This window comes from Mucilaginibacter pocheonensis, from assembly GCF_031456535.1.
GTDB classification, from domain to species: domain Bacteria; phylum Bacteroidota; class Bacteroidia; order Sphingobacteriales; family Sphingobacteriaceae; genus Mucilaginibacter; species Mucilaginibacter pocheonensis.
On the sequence record NZ_JAVDUU010000001.1, the window covers coordinates 147,321 to 166,856 of the forward strand.

The following is a 19,536-nucleotide window of genomic DNA, read 5'->3' on the forward strand; positions in this document are numbered from 1 at the left end:
GTGGTGAGTGGTGAGTGGTGAGAAAATTGACAAACAATTTAGTCAAAAATCTTGTACATCCGTTAATCAGAAAAATCCAGGTTCAGACAAACAACTCACCATTTACCATTCACTACTCACTACCTCACCATGCTTAAAACGTGTATTTTAAGCCCAGGCCCGGTGCAATATCAAAGAACGGGCCTCTTGCCAGTTCAAGCCGGGGATTAAGGTCAAGGCTTATCGCTATAGGGGCTTCGGGTATTTTATATTCAAGGCCCAAAGTAGCATCAGCGCCTATTAAAATGTGCTTACCGTCATAATACTCATCATCGCCTCCAATGCGCTTATAAAAGCCGCCGCGGCCTATTGATCCGAGGTGACCGCCAAAGCCATAGTAAAAGTTCAGTTTATCAACATTAAAAGCCGGTTGGTGTATTTCATACAAACCAGTAATCACCACGCCGTGGTCGCGTATACCGATGATGCCTTCAAGTGCGGTATTTTTATCCATGAAATATTTTATGGATGGGCCAACTTCATAAGCGCCAAACTTTAGCCCTACAGCTGTTTGGTAATCCTGAGCCTGTGAGCGTTTACCTATTAATAAGAACGAAACCGAGAAAAATAAAACGTAAGCTAATTTTTTCATGTAGTGATTTTAAGTTAATGAATTTAATCATGTATTACCGTTGTGTATACAGATTTATACACCTGCTTAACTGTGTTTTAGTCTGCTATACATCCTGCAAATAAACGCCAGTTTTGAATTTTTATGGCATTTTAATTAAAAAACAAATTTTTAAAATTTCCATTTGCTTGATTATCAGTATAAAATAATACGCTTTTGATAGAATACATATACCATCAAATAGCTTATTTTAGCAAAGAACAGGCTATTACATCTATGTATAACTTCAATATAAAGAAAAGCAAATACTTAAGTTTATTTTTAATATCGCTGACTTTTGTACTTGCCGGCTGCGTGCAAAAACGCTTAGGCATGGACGGTAAAAGATACTACCATAATGGAATGGTGGTATGTGCCTACCCTGATGCTGCCCGGGTTGGGGTTGATATATTGAAAAAAGGGGGTAACGCCGTTGATGCAGCCGTAGCGGTACATTTTGCACTGGCCGTTACACTGCCCGAAGCCGGTAATATTGGCGGCGGCGGTTTTATGGTTTACCGCTCAAAAACAGGTGAAAGTAATACGCTCGATTTTAGGGAAAAAGGGCCTTTAGCGGCGAGCGCAGATATGTATTTAGATTCGGCAGGAAATGTAATACCTGATATGAGCCTTTATACGCATAAGGCATCCGGCGTACCCGGGTCTGTTGATGGTATGATACAGGCGCATCAGAAGTATGGCACACTCAAATGGGCCGACCTTGTACAGCCGGCTATTGAACTGGCCCGTAAAGGATTTAAAATAACCAAGCACCTTGCCGCTGATCTGAACCGGACAGGCCCTCAGTTTAAAAAACTAAATCCGGGTAAATCTTATTTAATAAAAGAAGGCGACTGGCACGAAGGGGATACCCTGGTACAGGAAGACCTTGCCAAAACCCTTGAACAGATACGCGACAAGGGTCGCGACGGATTTTACGACGGCGTGGTTGCAGATCAGCTTATCGCCGAAATGAATAGTGGCGGCGGGTTAATATCAAAAACCGATCTGAAAAATTACCATTCAGTTTGGCGTAATGCCATTACAGGGAATTATAAGGGATATAAGATCATCACCATGCCGCCGCCCTCAAGCGGTGGCGTGGCTTTACTGCAACTGTTGCGGTCGGTTGAGCATTATCCCTTAAAAAAGTGGGGCTTTAACCAGGACTCGACAGTGCGACTGATTGTTGAGGCCGAGCGCCGGGTTTACGCCGACAGGTCCAAGTACCTGGGCGACCCTGACTTTTATAAAGTACCGGTTGATAGTTTGTTAAAGCCGGATTATATAGCATCGCGCATGAGTAATTTTAGCTGGGATGCCGCTACTCCGAGCACCAGCATACAGCCCGGTACTTTTGTTGGGTACGAAAGCGATCAAACCACTCACTACTCCATTGTTGACCGTGAAGGTAACGCGGTATCAATAACCACCACATTAAACGACAGTTTTGGCTCCAGGATATTTGTACAGGGTGCCGGGTTTTTACTCAATAACGAAATGGACGATTTTAGCTCCAAGCCCGGCGTTCCTAATATGTACGGACTGATAGGCGGCAAGGCCAACAGTATACAACCCGGCAAGCGAATGCTATCATCAATGACACCAACCATAGTTGAAAAAGATGGCCGCCTCTTTATGATAGTGGGGACGCCGGGAGGCTCCACCATTATAACCTCGGTTTTTCAAACCATTATTAATGTGATAGAGTTTAATCAGGATATGCAGCAGGCGGTTGCTTCCAAACGTTTTCACCACCAATGGCTGCCCGATGAGATTGAAGCCGAAAAAGGCGCGCTGGACAGCGCAACCGTAGTAAAATTACAGCAAAAAGGATATAAGGTAACAGGCAGTGGCGGCATTGGTAGGGTAGATGCCATCCTGCAGACCCGGCCAGGCTATTACCAGGGCGGCGCAGACCCGCGCGGCGATGATACCAAATTGGGATTTTGAACGGTAAGCAGTGAGATGAGGGTAGTGGGTGACAGATTAAGTAACTCAAAACCCAACGCTATTTTCCCCTTGTGTAATCAACAAGCATTTCTTACGTTTGGTATCCATGCAAAACAGTGTAAAACATCAGGAAACCATTGACTATTTTTTGAAGATAGTTTGGCAAACCGTTGCCAACAGGTATAACCAGTTGGTTACTGAGTTTGGAATTACACAATCAATAGGCTATTTACTCATCAATATCGACGAAAAGGAGGGGACTACCGTTTCGCAGGCGGCGGCTTTGCTGGGGCTTAAGTCAACCAGCTTGTCGAGGATGCTTAATCAGCTGGAGAAAACCGGGTTAATATACCGGGAATCAAACCAGGGCGATAAACGCTCCGTTAAAATTTACCTGACCGACCTTGGTAAAGAAAAACGGCATCAGGCCCGTGCGGTTGTAAAGCAATTTAACAATTATCTTGATGCCCACATCAGCGATGCCGATAAACAATACCTTATCGAGATGCTTAAAAAGATCAACAAGCTTACCCTCAACTATAAGCCCTGAGCAGGGAGCCTAATGATTATATAAGCCACACTTTTACTTAAAATTCAACGTTTTATTCAGGAAATTGTAATGCGAACGGAGGTTAATGGCAGGCCTGTGTTTTTATTAATTGTTAAAAAGTGTTAAGCTGCCGTTTTTCTATTATAAAAGAATAAATTTGCCTTTTGAAAAATGAACAGGATACTGTTAGTTTTATTGGTTTTTGTTGTAGGTTTTGCCGCGTGTGGCAAGTCGGGAACTGATCCTTCGGTTCAGTATAATGCGCAAAAAGCTATTGATGACAAACTGATAAGCGATTATTTAGCAAGCCATCCCGATCTGAAAGCTAAACGTATAGATACCACAGGGGTTTTTTATATTATTAATCCGGGTGAGGAGGGTACCGGTAATGATCTGTTCACCAATTCAACACAGGTAACGGTTGGGTACACAGCGCAGATACTAACATCAGGTGTAGTTATTGCTAAAACCGATAACTTCCATCCGTCATACCGGATAAGTGATGTTATACGGGGGTGGCAGTTAGGGATACCATTGATGAAAAAAGATGGTAAAATAAGGCTGTTTGTACCATCGCGCTATGCCTATGGACCGTATGCGCAGGATTCAATACATTTGCCGGCAAATTCGGTGCTTGATTTTCACATACAGCTATACAATGTGATCAACTGATAACCTGGAAGATAAACTTAAATGAACTGAGCATAAACGGGCTCTGAGCCGTTAACGAAATAAGTAAAGTAAGATAAATGAAACAAACAATTTTTACGCTTTTATTAATTACCTCTATAGGTTTAATATCCTGCCGCAAAAACAATAACGATCCGGATATTAAACAGTACGACCTGATCCAGATACAAAATTACATTGCAGCCAACGGCCTTACCGGTATGAAACGCGATACCGTAAATGATACTACAGGCATATATTACCAGATACTTTCGCAGGGATCAACCACCGGAGTTACGCCTTTAAATTATGCTGACAGCGTGGCGTTTGTTTATACCTTTAAATCATTTGATGGTAAATACACCAATGTTGATACGCTTAATTTAAGTCGCTTTGATGGTTTGCTGGGCCATATAACCAATGCAAACAACGGCCTAACCAAAGGGCTGCAGGATGCTATACATGACCTTGTTAAATACAGGGGCACACGTGCCCGCATACTGGTTCCGTCGCGCATGGCGTATGGGGTTAGAGGAGCCGGTACAGGCAGTTCGTCAAATGTAAATACCCGTATTGCCGGTAATCAGTGCCTTGATTATTATGTAAATGTAATTTCAGATGTCAATAAGTATGATGATTACCTGATCAAAGAGTACATAAAAAAGCATAACCTGTCGGGCTATACGGAGATCACCTCGGGCAGGGGCAAAGGCGTGTATTATAAGGTAACTACGCCCGGCAGCGGAACCGGCGAGGTTCTTGATTACCCATCATCTATTACCTGTCTTTATACAGGCAAACTCCTAAACGATTCGGTGTTTGACAGTTCTGCTATACATAATAATAATGATGCAACTGCCACATCTTCATTCGATGTGGAAGGACTTGCTTCGGGCGTGCAGGAAGCGCTGAAAGGACAAACTACCGGTGCAGTTGTTTCCATGCTTATTCCATCAAGGTTAGCTTATGGCAAAACAGGCAGCGGCATTATAGGAGTTGATGCATGTTTGTATTTTGATTTTACCATATCATCTATTACCAACCCATAATTTACTTAGCCAGGGCGGCTTTAAAAGCTTTTAAACAACGCTCGCGCGCAAACGCGTGGTCGATAATGGGTTTCGGATATTTGCTAAAATCGGCATATTCCGGAACCCATTTTTTGATATACTCCAGGTTTGGGTCAAACTTTTTTGTTTGCGCGTCAGGATTAAATATGCGGAAATAAGGCGCGGCATCCGTACCCGAACCAGCCGCCCATTGCCATCCACCCACATTACTCGCCATTTCATAGTCAAGTAGTTTGCGGGCAAAATAATGTTCGCCCCAGCGCCAGTCAATCAGCAGGTGCTTACTTAATAAACTGGCCGCTATCATGCGTACGCGGTTGTGCATAAAACCGGTAGCATTTAGCTCACGCATACCGGCATCTACAATAGGGTAGCCCGTTTCACCACGGCACCAGGCTTCAAATTGTTTTTCACCATTAATCCATTGAATACGGTCATATTCTGGCCTGAAAGCATGGTTAGTTGTTTGTGGAAAATGGTAAAGGATCATCATATAAAATTCCCGCCATATCAGTTCACTCAGCCAGGTTTTGTCATGGCTCGCATATGCGGTACGGGCCAGCTCGCGGATACTTACCGTACCAAAACGCAGGTGTATGCCTATGTGCGAAGTACCCTTAATGGCAGGGAAATTTCTTTTTTCTTTATAATCTTCAATCACGTTTTTATACTCCCTGCCGGGGAAGTGCATAGTGCTTTTCTCAAATCCCATTTCCTGTAAAGACGGCACAGGTAAGGCTTTGATCTTAACCAGGTTTTTGAGGTATTTTTCGGTGGGGTAAGATTTCAGGTAAAATGGTTTGATACTGCTGTACCATTTACGCTGGTAGGGGGTATAAACCGTATAAGGCTTGCCATCGTCCTTAACAACTTCGTTCTTTTCAAATATAACCTGATCCTTAAATGTCTTTAATTCAATACCATGAGCGCTTAGTATTTCTTTTATGGCATTGTCGCGCTTGCGGGCGTAAGGCTCATAATCATGATTGATATAAACCGCTGCAATGTGATGGTCTTTAATAATATTGGTCCAGGCACGTTCGGCTTTGTCATATATCACCAGTAAGCTGCTGCCGTACTGTTGCAGCTCGCGGCCGAGCTGCTCAATGGTTTCATAAATAAAGGTTACGCGTGCATCATCCTTGTCTTCCAGTTCGTCCAGTATCTCCTTGTCAAAAATAAATAATGGCAATACCGGGCGGCCGCTTTTCAGGGCGTGGTATAAACCCGCGTTATCGTTTAAACGTAAATCGCGCCGGAACCAGAAAATACTGACCGCTGATTTATTGTCCATAGATATCTTTCAAAGCTTCGGGCACGTCGGTATATTTAAACTTAAAACCGGCGTCCACAATTTTTTGTGCCGATACTTTGGTGCTGCCCAGCACAATGGAACTCATTTCGCCTAATAACAGTTTCAATATAAACGCAGGTACCTTAGGCGCCCACAGCGGCTTGTGCAGTTGTTTGGCTACAGCCTGTGTCAATTGCTTATTGGTAACAGGGTTGGGGGCAACCATGTTATAAACACCGGCAAGACTGGTATTTTCAATCCCCAAAATATACATATCCACCACGTCTAACCAATGTATCCACGAAATCCATTGCCGGCCGCTCCCCAATACCGATCCCACGTACAGTTTTATAGGTTTAACAAGGGTGGGCAGCGCTCCGCCGTTTTTATCAAGCACTACGCCTGTGCGGAATTTTAGTATCCGCAAGCCCAGTTTTTCGCCGTCGTCAACGGCAGCTTCCCACTCAACGCAGCAACGCGAAATAAAATCATTGAGCGGCGCTGCGGTTTCGGTCATCAGTTCATCCCCGCGATCGCTATAATAGCCAATGCCCGATGCCGATATGACCGATGTTACCTGATGTTTTCTTTTTTTTAACAATTCGTATACCAGGCCAATTGACCGGGTGCGACTGCTGATCAATTCCTTTTTGCGCTTTTCTGTCCAGCGCTTTTCGGCTATGCCCGCTCCTGCCAGGTGTACAATAGTGTCAACGCCATCAATGCAGTGTTCATCAATAGTGCCTTTGTCAATGTCCCATATATAGGTTTTAACAGCCTGGTTTTTGCCGCCGCTGCGGCTTAACACACTTATGCTGTAACCCTTATCCAACAATAAGCGGATAAGCCGTTTACCTATTGAACCCGAAGCGCCCGTGATCAGGATGTTTTTACTCATTGTTCTTTTGTTAACCCGTGGTCCATAATTAAATGTAGCGATTCTTTATAAGTTAAACATTGGCGGGGTACAACCTCCTCAATGGAATGTTCATGCATTATGGTTTCGTTCTTCAGACTGCTGATGAGGCTCAGCACCATTTTATAACTAAGCGAAGTAGTGAAATAAAGCCAGCATGATAATATTTTTGACGATAAGAAAGGTACGGTGATGATGTGCCTTTTAAGCTTGCGCGCTTTGGCATAACCCAGTATCATTTCCCTGAAACTCAATATATCCGGACCGCCAATGTCAAAACTGCGGTTAAAAGTTTTTTCATTTAACATAACGCTTTCCAGGTAAGCCACCACATCACGTATAGCTATAGGCTGGCAGGGGGTGTTTACCCATTGCGGAACGGTCATGAGGGGCAGTTTCTCGGTCAGGTCGCGGATTATCTCGAACGCGGCGCTGCCTGGTCCAACAATAATGGCCGCTCTTAAAACCGTTAGGGCCGATTTTCCTTCTCTCAGCACATCCTCCACATGCTTGCGCGATTCGAGGTGTTTTGACGGGCTGTCCTTATTAACAATGCCGCTTAAAAATATGGTTTGGCGGCAATTGGTTTTATCAAGCGCATGGATAAAGTTATAGGCCGATAGTGCCTCAAGGGCTGCAAGATCATGCGTTTTAGTGATGGAATGCACCAGGTAATAAGCGGCGTCAATATCGGCGGGGAAGGCTTCAATACTCGATTCTTTAAGCAGGTCGCCGGTTAGCAGGGTAACATGGTTAGTAAAATTGCTGTATCCACGAAAATGTTTTTTATCACGAACCAGGCAAACAACCTCGTGACCTTTCTCCAATAAAACGGGGATCAGCCTTGTACCTATATAACCGTTAGCACCAGCAAGTAACACTTTCATGTTATCAGGAACAATAAAAAAGGCAGGGTGTTTTAAAATTACGCACCCTGCCTTGTAATATGTTCAAACAATAGCAATTATATATTTACGCTGTCAGATACCACCACTTTTACCTGCAATGGTTTAACATATTGTTCCACAAAAATAAGATGTGTAACGTCTGTTTGATAGGCCGCCTGAGCTTCTGGTGTATCAAACAGCAGCAGCAACGATACGTCATAGGAACGGTCAATCACATCGCGATTGGTATCGGCAGGTACGCCAATATGAATATCGCGAATATGGGCAATAGACTTAAGCAGGTTTAAACCCTCAATAAGCTTGTCTTTATCGGCTTTATTATTAAGCCAAAAGTGTACATGGTGAACAAAGGTATTTTCAAGTAGTGGCATATGTGGTTTTTTTGATAAATGATTGATTTGATAAGGATGCTAATCTAAAGGATTGACCGGAACGGAACAAGGTAAAAACATTGTTGTTGCAAAAAGGATGTTGAGGGAGTTTCTTCACCCCGCTTTGAATTACTTTCTATCGAAGAAGATGCTTCACTCCGTTCAGCATGACAAGGGGAATGTAAAAAAGGGGATGTAAACCATAAAAGTTTGCCATCCTGAGCGACAGCGAAGGATCTTCTCAGCCTTGGTGGGCGCCGGTTTTTCTACAGAAGAAGATGCTTCACTCCGTTCAGCATGACAAGGGGAATATAAAAAAAGGGGATGTAAACCATAAAAGTTTGTCATCCTGAGCGATAGCGAAGGATCTTCTTCGCATTGGTGAGCGCAAACTTTTCTATGGGAAGAAGATGCTTCACTCCGTTCAGCATGACAAGGGGAAAGGAAAAAAAGGGATGTAAAACATAAAAGTTTGTCATCCTGAGCGATAGCGAAGGATCTTCTTCGCCTTGGTGAGCGCAGACTTTTCTATGGGAAGAGGAAGCTCTACTCCGTTCAGCATGACAAATGCTTTTTGCAGCATGTTAAGGAGCGCTAAAACAAGGACCTTCTTCAGGTATATTATATATCAGATACCTCAATGCACCACTTCAAAGCTAAGTATCAGTCTCAATATTCCAGCACAACGTGCGGTTTAAACGTATCGGTCCTGACATCGGCTTTTAGTTCGTGCAATATGTTGTATAACCCAAAATTGGTGCGGTTTACATAAATAAAATGCTTTACGCCCCGGGCCTGTTTAAACTCGGGCATTTTAGAAAGCCTTTCGCCAAATTTATACAACTGATCAAAAAATGCTGTCTGGCCAAAATCAAAATGATCAGTAATATACGGCATGGCAAACAGCTCGATCATCTGGCGGTACTGGGTGTAATAAAACTCCACCTGCGCCGGCGTATCATCCTTATGGATCATGTCCAGCTGACGGAAGGCTTTGATAGTTTCGGCTTTATTATCAAGTAAATTGGTTGAGGTAAGGGAGAAGAACGGGTAATAAAAATCTTCGGGCATCTCTTTAATACAGCCAAAATCAATAACGCCCAGTTTGCCATCGGGCGTAATCATAAAATTACCCGGATGCGGATCGGCATGTACGGCACGCAGTTCATGCTGCTGAAAATTGTAAAAATCCCACAGGGCCTGGCCAATCCGGTTCCTTAGCTCCTGTGATGGGTTGGTGGCCAGAAACTCGCGCAGGTGTTTACCCTCCAGCCAGTCCATCGTGATAATGCGTTTACTGGATAGCTGCGGATAATATTCAGGGAAAACTACATTATTAAGGTTGGCACAGGCGGTAGAAAATTCAATAGAACGGCGCACTTCCAGTTCGTAATCGGTTTCTTCCAGCAGGCGCTCTTCCACCTCGCGCATATAAACGTCCAGCTCCTTCTCGCTCATGCCCAGCATCCTGAACGCAAAGGGTTTGATCAGTTTCAGATCAGACGATATGGAATCGCCTACACCGGGATACTGGATCTTTACCGCCAGTTTTTTACCGTTCAGTTCGGCCTGGTGAACCTGCCCTATAGAGGCGGCATTGATAGAGCGGATGTTAAATTTATCGTAGATCTGATCGGGGTTTTTGCCGAAATATTTTTTAAAAGTTTGCACAATAAGCGGTCCCGAAAGCGGCGGCGCGTTGTATTGCGATTGGGTGAATTTATCAACGTAGGCTTGCGGCAGCAGGTTTTTATCCATGCTAAGCATTTGCGCCACTTTAAGTGCGCTGCCTTTAAGCTCGCTTAACGACTGGTAAATGTCCGCAGCATTATCCTCATTCAATTCAGACCTGTCCAAGTCGGGATTAAACAGTTTTTTTGAATAATGCTTAATATAGTTTCCGCCTATTTTAACGCCCGTTGTTATGAATTTAGCCGAGCGTTGAACTTTGGTAGTAGGAATGCTGCTTTGTTCTGGAGTTGCCCCGGGCCCTTCTAAACCTCCCCCGGAAGAGGAGGTCCTTTTATTATCTGCCATATGTTTAAAATCCCATCTTATCTTTTATGCCGCCGTTTTTCACCAGGAATTTGCCATATTCAAACAGGTTGTCAATAGGGGAGCGCTGAAACAGGTCGAACGTTACATTAACACCCTTTTCAATAGCCTCGTCGGTTTTTTCAAACCCGGCCGAGTTATCATTAACCCAAAAGTTAAGTACAAAAACAAACTGTATCCATAATGCGTCCTTATAGCGCTTGCTAAAAAATTTGCGGTCGCTAAGTTCGGCGGTTTCAATTCCTTCTTTTAATATCTCGTCGGCAAAGCTCTCGTAAATATCCTTTAACCGTTCAAAAACACGCGGAGTGGTAAAACCTTTGGGTTGTTTATTGATGGTGTAAATGGCAAAGCTGCGGCTGCCCTTAACCAATTCAAAAAAGGCATAAAAGAACGACAGGGCTTTTTCGCGGGCGTTGTACCCGGCCCAAACTTCCTGCGCACGGATCTCGGTAAGGGTTTTGCTGGCGAAGCCGGCCCATATACTTTGTTCAACCGCTTCAAACGAGCCGAAGAACTGATAAAACTCAGCCTCGGTCATTTCATTTTGTTTGGCAAAAATGTAAACCGATTTGGGTTGCACACCTTCGGTAAGTACATGATCAATATACGCGTTCTGGATGCTTTCGATAGTTGCCATGATTAGAATTGCTTTAATATAAGTACGTTAAAAATACAAACATAGTATGAACATAATGTCACAGGCGTTTAATAAACCGCAACCGGATCCCTCCAAACAGTAATCGCCTGCGAAAGAACATAACTACACTTGGTGTATCGCAAAAAGCATTCGTCATGCCGAACGGGGTGAACATCTTCTTTGATAGAAAAGTCGACGCTAATATGTTTAAGCAGGACTGATAAACTGCTCTATTGCCGACTGTAATTGTTTGGCCTGTATTACCCCGCTTTGACGCCATTTGGTTTGCCCTTTTTGAAATATCATCAGGGTAGGTACGCTTTGTATTTTATAAGCATTGGCAGCCGATGGATTTTTGTCGATATCAATTTTAAGGATCTTCACCTTGTCGCCAAGGGCATGCTTAACGTCCTGGAGTATAGGGGGCATCATTTTACAAGGGCCGCACCACTCCGCCGAAAAATCAACCAAAACAGGTGTGTCTGATGCTATAATTTCCTTAAAATTTGCCATAGTTTTTTGTTTTTAGTTTATGGATCAAGCTCCTGTGAATAAGAACATTAATTGAACACATGAATTACGTAAAAGTTTAAGTTATTTAAGCGATAATTAAATAATATGACTTTTTAACTACCTGCTTCATGGTTCGCCTTAGTTTGTATTTGGTAATTAACCGCGTTAAATTATTAAATTTAACCATGCGTAAAGAACTAACCATTTACCTGTACCTGCTGTTGTTTGCTTTGCCTTTTGCCGTAACTGCGCAGGAGAAACCGGCAGTGATCCCGCTTTGGCCAAAAGGCGCGCCCGGATTTGAGAACCGCCGCAACGAGCCGGAACAAGCTAAGGATTATTGGGTAAAAAATATCCATAACCCATCGCTTACTGTGTTTTTACCGCCTGCGGGTAAGGCTAATGGCGCGGCTGTGGTAATATGCCCCGGCGGGGGTCACCGGTTATTGGTATACACTGCCGAAGGCATAGAACCGGCTAAATATTTAAACACCCTGGGCGTAACTGTTTTTGTACTGAAATACCGCCTGGGCCGCGATACGCTGTCCCCTTATAAAATTGATGTTCACGCCAAACAGGATGGCTATCGTGCTATGAGATTGGTGCGTAGTAAGGCCGCTGAATATGGATTGGATACTAACCGCATAGGGATGATGGGGTTTTCGGCCGGAGGCGAGGTAGTAGATATGGTGGCTTATGGCGAGGGCAAAGGAAACCCTGGTATGCCCGATCCGATAGACAGGCTGAACGCCAGGCCAAACTTTGTGATACAGATATATCCGGGTCCCCTGTTTATACCTGATGTGTTACCTGCCGATGCCCCGCCTGCGTTTTTGCTGGCTGCCAATGACGATGCCTGTTGTTCGGTATCGGTAGTAAAATTGCTGGATAGGTACCGGGCCGCCAAAGTACCGGTAGAGGTTCACATTTATGCCCGCGGCGATCACGGCTTTAACATGGGTAACCGTTCCGGGTTACAATCCATCAACACCTGGCCGCAGCGCATGGCCGACTGGCTCATTGATAATAATTTCCTGAACCCCTCAAAAAGGGAACGGCCAAAAATTTTGCATTAAACTTTGGTAAACTTTTTAAAATAGATTTTTGCCCAAAAAAAGTGTTAAAAGCGTGTATAAATGATCAGTATTTGATATGAAATGATCACTTTTTAACAACAAAACAGGGCAAAAATGTGGCTGTAACAGCTTATCGCATTTATTTAATAAGTATTTGAAAAGTTATGGGTGTAACAACACCAGCTGCATCTCTGATAATTCCTTGTCGCGGGTGGCCTTGTTTAAAAAGCGGGGGGTAAGGCGGGTAACCGGGTAACGTTTAAAAGTTTTGATCACCTGAAATTTCCAGCCCTTTGCCTCAAAATCATGTATAACGCCTGTATTGGCATAAAGCAGGGCCCTACCACGCACGGTGCCCTTTGTCTCGGGAGTGATCTCGGTAACCGGGCCATGCAGGTAAAAATTCATATCGTCATGAAACATGCCGTCGTCTACATAAACCGGCAATTTTTGCGGATTGTTTTTGTTTATCCACATAGCTGCCTCACTACCAGCCTGGTAACGGAGCAGCGAAGGGTAAAAGCACAGGTTGAGATACAGGTTTACTATAAATGAGGCCAACAAGGTGCAATATATAGTTTGCTGTATGCCTGCTGATATCCTGGCAGGTACAAATATCAAAGCGAGCAGGAATATTAAAATAACAGACCCGGTTAGCCAGGTAAATGTTTCGGCTCGGTAAAAATATTGAAGTGTACCTATAATGGTCAGCATCAATACAATAACCACAACCTGGGTAATGCGCACAGCCCTTATGCTTTTGACAGATGTTAAATGATACAGGTACTGCGCGGTAATAATGGCAAAAAATGGAAATACAATTACTATATAGTGCGGGAGCTGAAACTTTGAGGCAGAAAAAAGCAGGAAAGTGAGCATCGATCCGCAGATACAATACCACTCCTGCGCCTGTACATTCCTGACGCCTTTTTTGATGAATTGAAATATTGCCGCAAATAACAATAGCGACCACGGCAAAAACGCCCACAGGGTTGTATGTATAAAAAAAGACGGATCGCCGCTGCCTTTGATGGGGCCGGTATTAAAAAAGCGCCCGAACTGACTGTCCCAAAAAAAGAATTTAACGCCCGATACGCCTGTTCGCCCAAATACTGTCTTTTCGGGGTGAAGATCAAACTGGCGATACAGGCACCATATTTCGGGCAATATGAACAACAGGATCAATACAATTGCAAGCAGCCACCTCCAGTGAAAAAGCTGTTTCCATTGCCGGGTAATAACAAGGTGACCAATTATAGCCCCACCAATAGTGATCAGCGCGAACATGCCCTTGGTCATGATAGCACAAGCTGTAAACAGGCAGGCCAATACCAGTTGCCAGAAACTATTGCGGGTATGCGTTTTATAAAAATGATAAACCGCGGCAATGATCAGTCCGGTTAGGTACGGCTCGGCACGCACATCATTATTGGAGAGTACAATATGCTGGGCGGTAAGTAATATCAATACGGCCCATAGGGCTATTTGTTTATTGTATAATGCTTTAGCTAAATGATAGGTATATATAGCGCCCATCATGACAAATAAAATACCCGGTAGTTTATAAGCCCAGGTGGTAAATCCAAAACACTTGAAAAACAGGGCGGTAACCCAAAAAGGAAAGTGGGGCTTATCCAGCCAATCCGCGCCCCAGGCAAACAGATCTGCATAGTTGTTACGCTGTACCATGGTTTTGGCTATGGTAGCATACAAATTGCCGTCGGGCCCCATAACGGTAATAAACAGACCGCTAAAGTTTAGCGCAACAGCCATTCCTATAAACAGGTAAAGCCATTTTGTTTGATTTGCGGTGTCCGGTTGATCCATAGAAATAACCTGTATAAGGCGGCGGTAAATATAAACAGATTTAAGCGTAGCGGGGAAGATCAAACTTCACCGGTATTTTATAAATTCTGCTCCATACAAGCCGTCGTAGAAAATCCGGATAGTCACCGGCGCGACGCAACACGCACGGCGGTTCTGTCTATATTTAAACTCATGGTAATTCCTTTATTTGGATATGGCGATATTCCATCTGTCCACGATCTCCTTCCAAACCCATAGGGCCGGTTGCTGGCAGCACCAGCGCATCTTCAAGCACCTCGCCGTTACACTCGCAATGGGCAATATTATCCTTCACCGTGGCGATGATGGTGTTCCAGTCCTGTGGCCGGTATTTTTTTAAATCATTATACGGACCGGCCACGAGATAATCACGGCATTGGAGCTGTTTCCCGCGCAGGAAAATACCGCTGTCGGCATTTTTGGATGCGCGGAATTCGATCTTCAGGATAAAATTTTTAGGAAACTCCCGCAGCGTCCACGATTCCTGTATTTTACGCTCTACACCTACAGGATAATTTACCGTAAGGATTCCGTTAGCGGCAGAATAGCGTCCGTCAGAAGACGCCGTCTTTCCGTCGAATTTTTCCGTTACATCACCCTCTTTGCTCCGGTAGCACCAGCCATTGAGGTTGGTACCGTTAAAAAGGCTTTCAAAGCCCGCATCCGGTTTCCAGCTATCGGTTTGAGCGCTCGCCTGCAGACTGGTAAACATGAATCCGGCTGCAAGCATAAAAATGGGAACGATTACTCGCGACATTAATTTTTTCATAGTAATAGGTTATCGTGTGAATTAACTGGTTAATTTGAATTCTTTTTCCGGGCAGAAATAGCGCTTGCCCGGCAGTTGATAATGGCAGACAAAAGGTAAAAATAAAAGCACATTTATTATATATAATTTTAATATTTTAATAGCGACAAAGACACTGCCGGAAGCACCCTCTTCATCCCTTATCTTTTATCCTTTATCACACAAAGGCAAAACATAACAATTTATTAACGCCCCAATCTTTAAAACGCGGTAGTTTAGTAACCTTGTTCTATCTATATTTAAACAATGCAAAATCCATTTAAACTAAGTCTTGTTGTTCTGTTGTTAGTGGCCACTTTAGGCGTAAAAGCTCAAACCCGTGTAAAAAAAGCTGTTTTTATTATTGCAGACGGTATCCCCGCCGACGTAATTGAGAAACTGAACACACCCAACCTTAAACTGATAGCCAAACAGGGCACGTATTTGCGTGCGCATGTAGGAGGCGAAAAAGGCGGGTATTCGCAAACCCCTACCATATCGGCCAATGGTTATAACAGTTTACTTACCGCAACCTGGGTAAACAAGCATAATGTTTGGGGTAATGATATTAAAGCACCCAATTACAACTACTGGAACATTTTCCGGATGTTTAAAAATGCTTACCCGGATAAAAAGACCGCTGTTTTTTCGAGCTGGACAGATAACCGAACCAAACTTATAGGCGATGGACTGCCACAGGCCGGTAATATCCACCCGGACTATGCGGCTGATGGTTTTGAGCTTGACACCGTGAAATTTCCGCATGATAAGGCAGGCAATTATATGCACCTGATAGATGAACAGGTGGCCACATCAGCAGCGGCATGTATTAAAGATAAAGCACCCGACCTGTCATGGGTGTACCTGGAGTATACCGATGATATGGGACATAAGTATGGTGACAGTCCGCAATATTATGATGCCATTGAAAAGATGGATGCACAGGTTGGCCGTATATGGCAGGCTATCAAATACAGACAGCAGCATTTTAAGGAAGACTGGCTGATTTTTATTACCACTGATCATGGCCGCGACGAGCAAACGGGTAAAAACCATGGTGGCCAAAGCACACGCCAGCGTTCTACCTGGATGGTTACGAGCTACAGGCCACTTAATAACTATGCTAAGTATTACACTCCCGGCATAGTGGATATTACTCCATCTATCAACAGTTTTTTAAATGTAAGGGTACCGGCCGCACAGCTGCGCGAGATGGATGGTGTATCTCTTATTGGAACGGTGTCAGTTGCTGAGCCGCAGGCGAATTTTGTACAAGGTTCATTGGATGTAAGCTGGAAAAGCGTTAATGCAAACGGCAAGGTAAAAATATGGGTGGCTGCTACCAATGATTTTAAAGAAGGTAAACCGGATGATTATCACCTGCTTGCAGAAGTGCCCGTTACTAATGAACATGCCCTGCTTAATGTTAAAGACATGCTATCAAAATTTTATAAGGTTTGTATTGAAGGGCAGTTCAATACCGTAAACAGGTGGGTTGTGTTGGAAGAGAAGAGGTAAGGTTTTTAGGAGATACAGGACAGTAAGAGTCAGAAAAACAGTCTATAATTACACAAAAAAAAGCCGGGTTTGATGCCCGGCTTTAAATTCATTTATCAGGTTCTCCTAAACCACCTTCCCCATCAAAGGATCGCTAAAACTGTGCTGCCCGGTTTCAACGCGGCCTGCGTATCTTTTCTCGAAAGCATGACTTCCTGAAACTTTTACGCTGAAATCATACCAGCTATGGCTGTTAGCCAGGTTAAGTGTAAGTGAGTTTTGCGCTTTGGGTGCTAATATCTTTTTGTGGTTATTGGTTTTGTATGCGTGGTCAATGATCTCAATAGTGTAGGGCTTGCCGCTTGTATTTGCCAGTTTTAAGGCGATGTTGCCGGTTAGTTTGTTGCCTGCGTTTTGCTCATATTCGCAAATTACATCAAGCAGTGGGTCATTAACATTGCCTTTGTACTCCCTGAAAAAGCCGTTTGGCCCGTAAACACGCAGGTGATATTCGCCATTCTCAAATTCCTGCAGCGGCCAGCTATCGGTTATATTGTCGCCGGCTGTAAGGGCATAAGCCCAGGTGCGTAAAGACTCCATTTGCTGCGGATCATTAAAACCGATGTATTTGCCTGGTGCGTAAACGTTAAATGGCGCTCCTAAAGCTTTTTGGCCAAATATCTTATTGTCAGCTGTAAACTGAATATCAAACGTTTTTTTATCCGCGCTTAGCCTTCCATCTGCAGATAACTGATACGGCAGGGCGCATGATGGTTTTATTCCTTTTTCCTGCTGCGGCATGTACGGTGATGAATGTGGATCTTTATTGATCTGCGCTATTTCATCAGGTGTAAGCAGTTTGTAAGTAGGTAGCTTTTTAAACTTGGCCTGGTGTATACTTTCTAAAAACGCGTCTTTAGCCAAAAAATCCGGATTGGCAATTTTTTCGCCGTTGTATGGTCTGAATACGCTGGTAAGGTCGCCGCAAACAGTACGGCGCCAACTGCTAATGTTGGGTTCTTCTATCTTTTTACCGGTTTTTTTACTTAAAAAGTCCTCCAGGAATTGCAGGGTAGAGGTATGGTCAAATACTTCGGAGTTTACCCATCCGCCTTTGCTCCAGGGTGAGGCAATAACCAACGGTACGCGGTAACCCAGCCCAATTGAACTTTCGCGATCATATACTTCAGGAAAATTGTTGCGTGCTTTTTCCTGTTCAAGTGTTACAAATTCAACGCTGGTATCAATACCCTTTGAGGTTAAGCCTGTTCCTGGTTTTTTGGAATGGGGCACAACAAATGGAGGCACATGGTCAAAGTAGCCATCATTTTCGTCATAGGCCAGTATGAAAATAGTTTTTTTCCAAACCTCGGGGTTTTGAGTTAAAATGTCCATCACTTCAGATACATACCAGGCTCCAAACCATGCGGCACTTGGATGATCGGAAAAATTTTCAGGGGCCGACAGCCAGGAAACGGTTGGCAGCTGCCCGGTTTTTACATCGTCCCTAAACTGGTGCAGTACATCGCCTTTGGGCACCAGCAATTCGCGCGCTGTGCCGTTATCATCATATTTTAAATTAACCAGCTCGCGGTAGTGCGGATCATTGGTGTTGGTTGCAAATCCTTTTTGATGCAGGTTTTTTTCGCGTTGCGATAATGCAGCAAATTTACCCGGGTCAAGGCTTGTCATATCCTTTTTAATATTTTCGAAGTCGCGTTTTTTCTGTTTCAGCTGTTTTTGCAGATGATCTATATGCGCATCGCCTGCGGGCAAAGCGGCTATTTGTTTTTCCAGCTCAGTGATTTCGCCCGGCAGCAGTGTTGATCTTTTTTGCAGATGGCTGATATGGTTATCATGCAGCTTGATGTTGTACTGACCAAAAAACTCCAGGGGATTATCCTGAAAATTCGATAGCCAGGCGTCCTGCTCACCTTCAAAACCGGTATCAATAGCTACCTCGTTCTGGTAGTGCTTCCATGAGATACCATGATCTTCAAGCCGTTCGGGGAAAGTAGGCCAGTTAAGGGTGCCATAGTCCATATCATCATTCCACACGTGGGCCAGCGAATTTTCGTGCTGTTCGGCACGTATAGTTCCGCTCCAGAAATAAAGCCTGTTGGGGTTGGTACCTGTAAGTGCTGAGCAAAAATTTTGATCACACACGGTAAAGGCATCTGCAAGGGCATAATAAAAGGGCAGGTCTTCACGATTATAGTAGCCCATGGTAAGCGGCATGTGTGCATACTCTTTATTGCCGGAGTGTTTTACATTGAGCCATTGGTCGTACTTACCATCATTGCGGGCATTTACCTGGTTGGCCCAGGAGTGCGGTAACGACGACATCCAGGTAGCCTTGGTGCCTTTAATATCCAAACGGAAGGGCGCATAAGTTTCACCTTTATTATTGGATTGCAGCCAAACCTTATTTTTATTTGGCAGATCAATTGCCCGCGGATCATTGAAGCCGCGTACCCCTTTAAGCGTACCATAGGTATGATCAAAAGAGCGGTTTTCCTGCATCAGGATAACAATATGTTCGGCATCAAGATAAGTACTGCCCGGCGCCGGGTTTATGGCCATTGCCTTTTGTATGGATTCGGGCAAAATACCTGCAATGCCGGCTGCACCGGTAAGCAATGCTGCTTTTTTTAAAAAATCTCTCCTGGTATCCAGCATGATTGTTATGAGTGGTATGGGTGTTGAATTATCGGTTTTATTTTATACGTTTTAGGCTGTAAGT

Annotated in this window: 17 protein-coding genes; 6 read left to right on the forward strand and 11 right to left on the reverse strand. The window is 44.0% G+C overall.

The features are described from left to right. Positions 1-133 precede the first annotated feature (133 nt). Positions 134-631, reverse strand: a complete 498-nt coding sequence (locus J2W55_RS00525; protein ID WP_310090727.1) for a hypothetical protein — start codon at positions 629-631, stop codon at positions 134-136. Positions 632-886: 255 nt separating this feature from the next. Here J2W55_RS00525 and ggt point away from each other — a divergent pair, with 255 nt between their 5' ends. The 4 genes from ggt to J2W55_RS00545 all read left to right on the forward strand — a co-directional run bounded on the left by ggt (position 887) and on the right by J2W55_RS00545 (position 4,870). Next, the gene (gene ggt / locus J2W55_RS00530) at positions 887-2,602 is read left to right on the forward strand and encodes a gamma-glutamyltransferase (protein ID WP_374726357.1); all 1,716 of its coding nucleotides are present in this window, start codon (positions 887-889) and stop codon (positions 2,600-2,602) included. 106 nt (positions 2,603-2,708) lie between these two features. Beyond that, on the forward strand, positions 2,709-3,152 hold the full coding sequence (locus J2W55_RS00535) for a MarR family winged helix-turn-helix transcriptional regulator (protein WP_310090730.1): 444 nt from the start codon (positions 2,709-2,711) through the stop codon (positions 3,150-3,152). 171 nt (positions 3,153-3,323) lie between these two features. Then, positions 3,324-3,824 (forward strand): FKBP-type peptidyl-prolyl cis-trans isomerase, encoded by a 501-nt coding sequence (locus J2W55_RS00540; RefSeq protein WP_310090732.1) that lies wholly within the window; start codon positions 3,324-3,326, stop codon positions 3,822-3,824. A gap of 77 nt (positions 3,825-3,901) precedes the next feature. Beyond that, entirely contained in the window at positions 3,902-4,870 is a 969-nt protein-coding gene (locus J2W55_RS00545) for an FKBP-type peptidyl-prolyl cis-trans isomerase (protein WP_310090734.1), read from the forward strand. Position 4,871: 1 nt separating this feature from the next. Here J2W55_RS00545 and J2W55_RS00550 read toward each other — a convergent pair whose 3' ends face one another. The 7 genes from J2W55_RS00550 to trxA form a co-directional block, all read right to left on the reverse strand. After that, a complete protein-coding gene (locus J2W55_RS00550; RefSeq protein ID WP_310090737.1) occupies positions 4,872-6,185 on the reverse strand; it encodes a cryptochrome/photolyase family protein in 1,314 nt (437 codons plus the stop codon). After that, positions 6,175-7,083: a TIGR01777 family oxidoreductase gene (locus J2W55_RS00555; protein WP_310090739.1), complete on the reverse strand. Its 909-nt coding sequence runs from the start codon at positions 7,081-7,083 to the stop codon at positions 6,175-6,177. The genes J2W55_RS00550 and J2W55_RS00555 overlap by 11 nt, the downstream gene beginning before the upstream one ends. Beyond that, positions 7,080-7,988: an NAD(P)H-binding protein gene (locus J2W55_RS00560; protein WP_310090741.1), complete on the reverse strand. Its 909-nt coding sequence runs from the start codon at positions 7,986-7,988 to the stop codon at positions 7,080-7,082. Before J2W55_RS00560 ends, J2W55_RS00555 begins: the two co-directional genes overlap by 4 nt. Before the next feature lie 77 nt (positions 7,989-8,065). Next, positions 8,066-8,380, reverse strand: coding sequence for a Dabb family protein (locus tag J2W55_RS00565; RefSeq protein WP_310090743.1), 315 nt, complete (start codon positions 8,378-8,380; stop codon positions 8,066-8,068). Positions 8,381-9,049: 669 nt separating this feature from the next. After that, the gene (locus J2W55_RS00570) at positions 9,050-10,417 is read right to left on the reverse strand and encodes an ABC1 kinase family protein (protein ID WP_310090745.1); all 1,368 of its coding nucleotides are present in this window, start codon (positions 10,415-10,417) and stop codon (positions 9,050-9,052) included. 4 nt (positions 10,418-10,421) lie between these two features. Continuing rightward, positions 10,422-11,075 (reverse strand): TetR family transcriptional regulator C-terminal domain-containing protein, encoded by a 654-nt coding sequence (locus J2W55_RS00575; protein ID WP_310090747.1) that lies wholly within the window; start codon positions 11,073-11,075, stop codon positions 10,422-10,424. Positions 11,076-11,282: 207 nt separating this feature from the next. Next, positions 11,283-11,588, reverse strand: a complete 306-nt coding sequence (gene trxA, locus J2W55_RS00580) for a thioredoxin (protein WP_310090749.1) — start codon at positions 11,586-11,588, stop codon at positions 11,283-11,285. Positions 11,589-11,773: 185 nt separating this feature from the next. Here trxA and J2W55_RS00585 point away from each other — a divergent pair, with 185 nt between their 5' ends. Beyond that, positions 11,774-12,664: an alpha/beta hydrolase gene (locus tag J2W55_RS00585; RefSeq protein WP_310090752.1), complete on the forward strand. Its 891-nt coding sequence runs from the start codon at positions 11,774-11,776 to the stop codon at positions 12,662-12,664. 162 nt (positions 12,665-12,826) lie between these two features. Here the strand turns inward: J2W55_RS00585 and J2W55_RS00590 are convergent, their stop codons facing one another. Both J2W55_RS00590 and J2W55_RS00595 read right to left on the reverse strand, forming a co-directional pair. Continuing rightward, complete coding sequence (locus J2W55_RS00590; RefSeq protein ID WP_310090753.1) at positions 12,827-14,491, reverse strand: ArnT family glycosyltransferase; 1,665 nt, start codon at positions 14,489-14,491, stop codon at positions 12,827-12,829. Positions 14,492-14,660: 169 nt separating this feature from the next. Next, positions 14,661-15,278, reverse strand: coding sequence for a 3-keto-disaccharide hydrolase (locus tag J2W55_RS00595; RefSeq protein WP_310090755.1), 618 nt, complete (start codon positions 15,276-15,278; stop codon positions 14,661-14,663). A gap of 285 nt (positions 15,279-15,563) precedes the next feature. Between J2W55_RS00595 and J2W55_RS00600 the strand changes: the two genes are divergently transcribed. Continuing rightward, positions 15,564-16,814 (forward strand): alkaline phosphatase family protein, encoded by a 1,251-nt coding sequence (locus J2W55_RS00600; RefSeq protein ID WP_310090757.1) that lies wholly within the window; start codon positions 15,564-15,566, stop codon positions 16,812-16,814. A 105-nt stretch (positions 16,815-16,919) separates the two neighbouring features. On the opposite strand, the gene J2W55_RS00605 is transcribed toward J2W55_RS00600, so the two are convergent. Then, positions 16,920-19,469, reverse strand: coding sequence for a phosphocholine-specific phospholipase C (locus J2W55_RS00605; RefSeq protein ID WP_310093451.1), 2,550 nt, complete (start codon positions 19,467-19,469; stop codon positions 16,920-16,922). Positions 19,470-19,536: the final 67 nt, after the last annotated feature.

What these genes read in the sequence shown, in the direction of transcription:
- ggt (WP_374726357.1), top strand. Translation starts at nt 887, where the DNA reads ATGTATAACTTCAATATAAAGAAAAGCAAATACTTAAGTTTATTTTTA.
- J2W55_RS00585 (WP_310090752.1), top strand. Translation starts at nt 11,774, where the DNA reads ATGCGTAAAGAACTAACCATTTACCTGTACCTGCTGTTGTTTGCTTTG.
- J2W55_RS00565 (WP_310090743.1), bottom strand. Translation starts at nt 8,380, where the DNA reads ATGCCACTACTTGAAAATACCTTTGTTCACCATGTACACTTTTGGCTT.
- J2W55_RS00525 (WP_310090727.1), bottom strand. Translation starts at nt 631, where the DNA reads ATGAAAAAATTAGCTTACGTTTTATTTTTCTCGGTTTCGTTCTTATTA.
- J2W55_RS00540 (WP_310090732.1), top strand. Translation starts at nt 3,324, where the DNA reads ATGAACAGGATACTGTTAGTTTTATTGGTTTTTGTTGTAGGTTTTGCC.
- J2W55_RS00555 (WP_310090739.1), bottom strand. Translation starts at nt 7,083, where the DNA reads ATGAGTAAAAACATCCTGATCACGGGCGCTTCGGGTTCAATAGGTAAA.
- J2W55_RS00550 (WP_310090737.1), bottom strand. Translation starts at nt 6,185, where the DNA reads ATGGACAATAAATCAGCGGTCAGTATTTTCTGGTTCCGGCGCGATTTA.
- J2W55_RS00560 (WP_310090741.1), bottom strand. Translation starts at nt 7,988, where the DNA reads ATGAAAGTGTTACTTGCTGGTGCTAACGGTTATATAGGTACAAGGCTG.
- J2W55_RS00595 (WP_310090755.1), bottom strand. Translation starts at nt 15,278, where the DNA reads ATGAAAAAATTAATGTCGCGAGTAATCGTTCCCATTTTTATGCTTGCA.
- J2W55_RS00600 (WP_310090757.1), top strand. Translation starts at nt 15,564, where the DNA reads ATGCAAAATCCATTTAAACTAAGTCTTGTTGTTCTGTTGTTAGTGGCC.
- J2W55_RS00545 (WP_310090734.1), top strand. Translation starts at nt 3,902, where the DNA reads ATGAAACAAACAATTTTTACGCTTTTATTAATTACCTCTATAGGTTTA.
- J2W55_RS00590 (WP_310090753.1), bottom strand. Translation starts at nt 14,491, where the DNA reads ATGGATCAACCGGACACCGCAAATCAAACAAAATGGCTTTACCTGTTT.
- J2W55_RS00570 (WP_310090745.1), bottom strand. Translation starts at nt 10,417, where the DNA reads ATGGCAGATAATAAAAGGACCTCCTCTTCCGGGGGAGGTTTAGAAGGG.
- J2W55_RS00535 (WP_310090730.1), top strand. Translation starts at nt 2,709, where the DNA reads ATGCAAAACAGTGTAAAACATCAGGAAACCATTGACTATTTTTTGAAG.
- trxA (WP_310090749.1), bottom strand. Translation starts at nt 11,588, where the DNA reads ATGGCAAATTTTAAGGAAATTATAGCATCAGACACACCTGTTTTGGTT.
- J2W55_RS00575 (WP_310090747.1), bottom strand. Translation starts at nt 11,075, where the DNA reads ATGGCAACTATCGAAAGCATCCAGAACGCGTATATTGATCATGTACTT.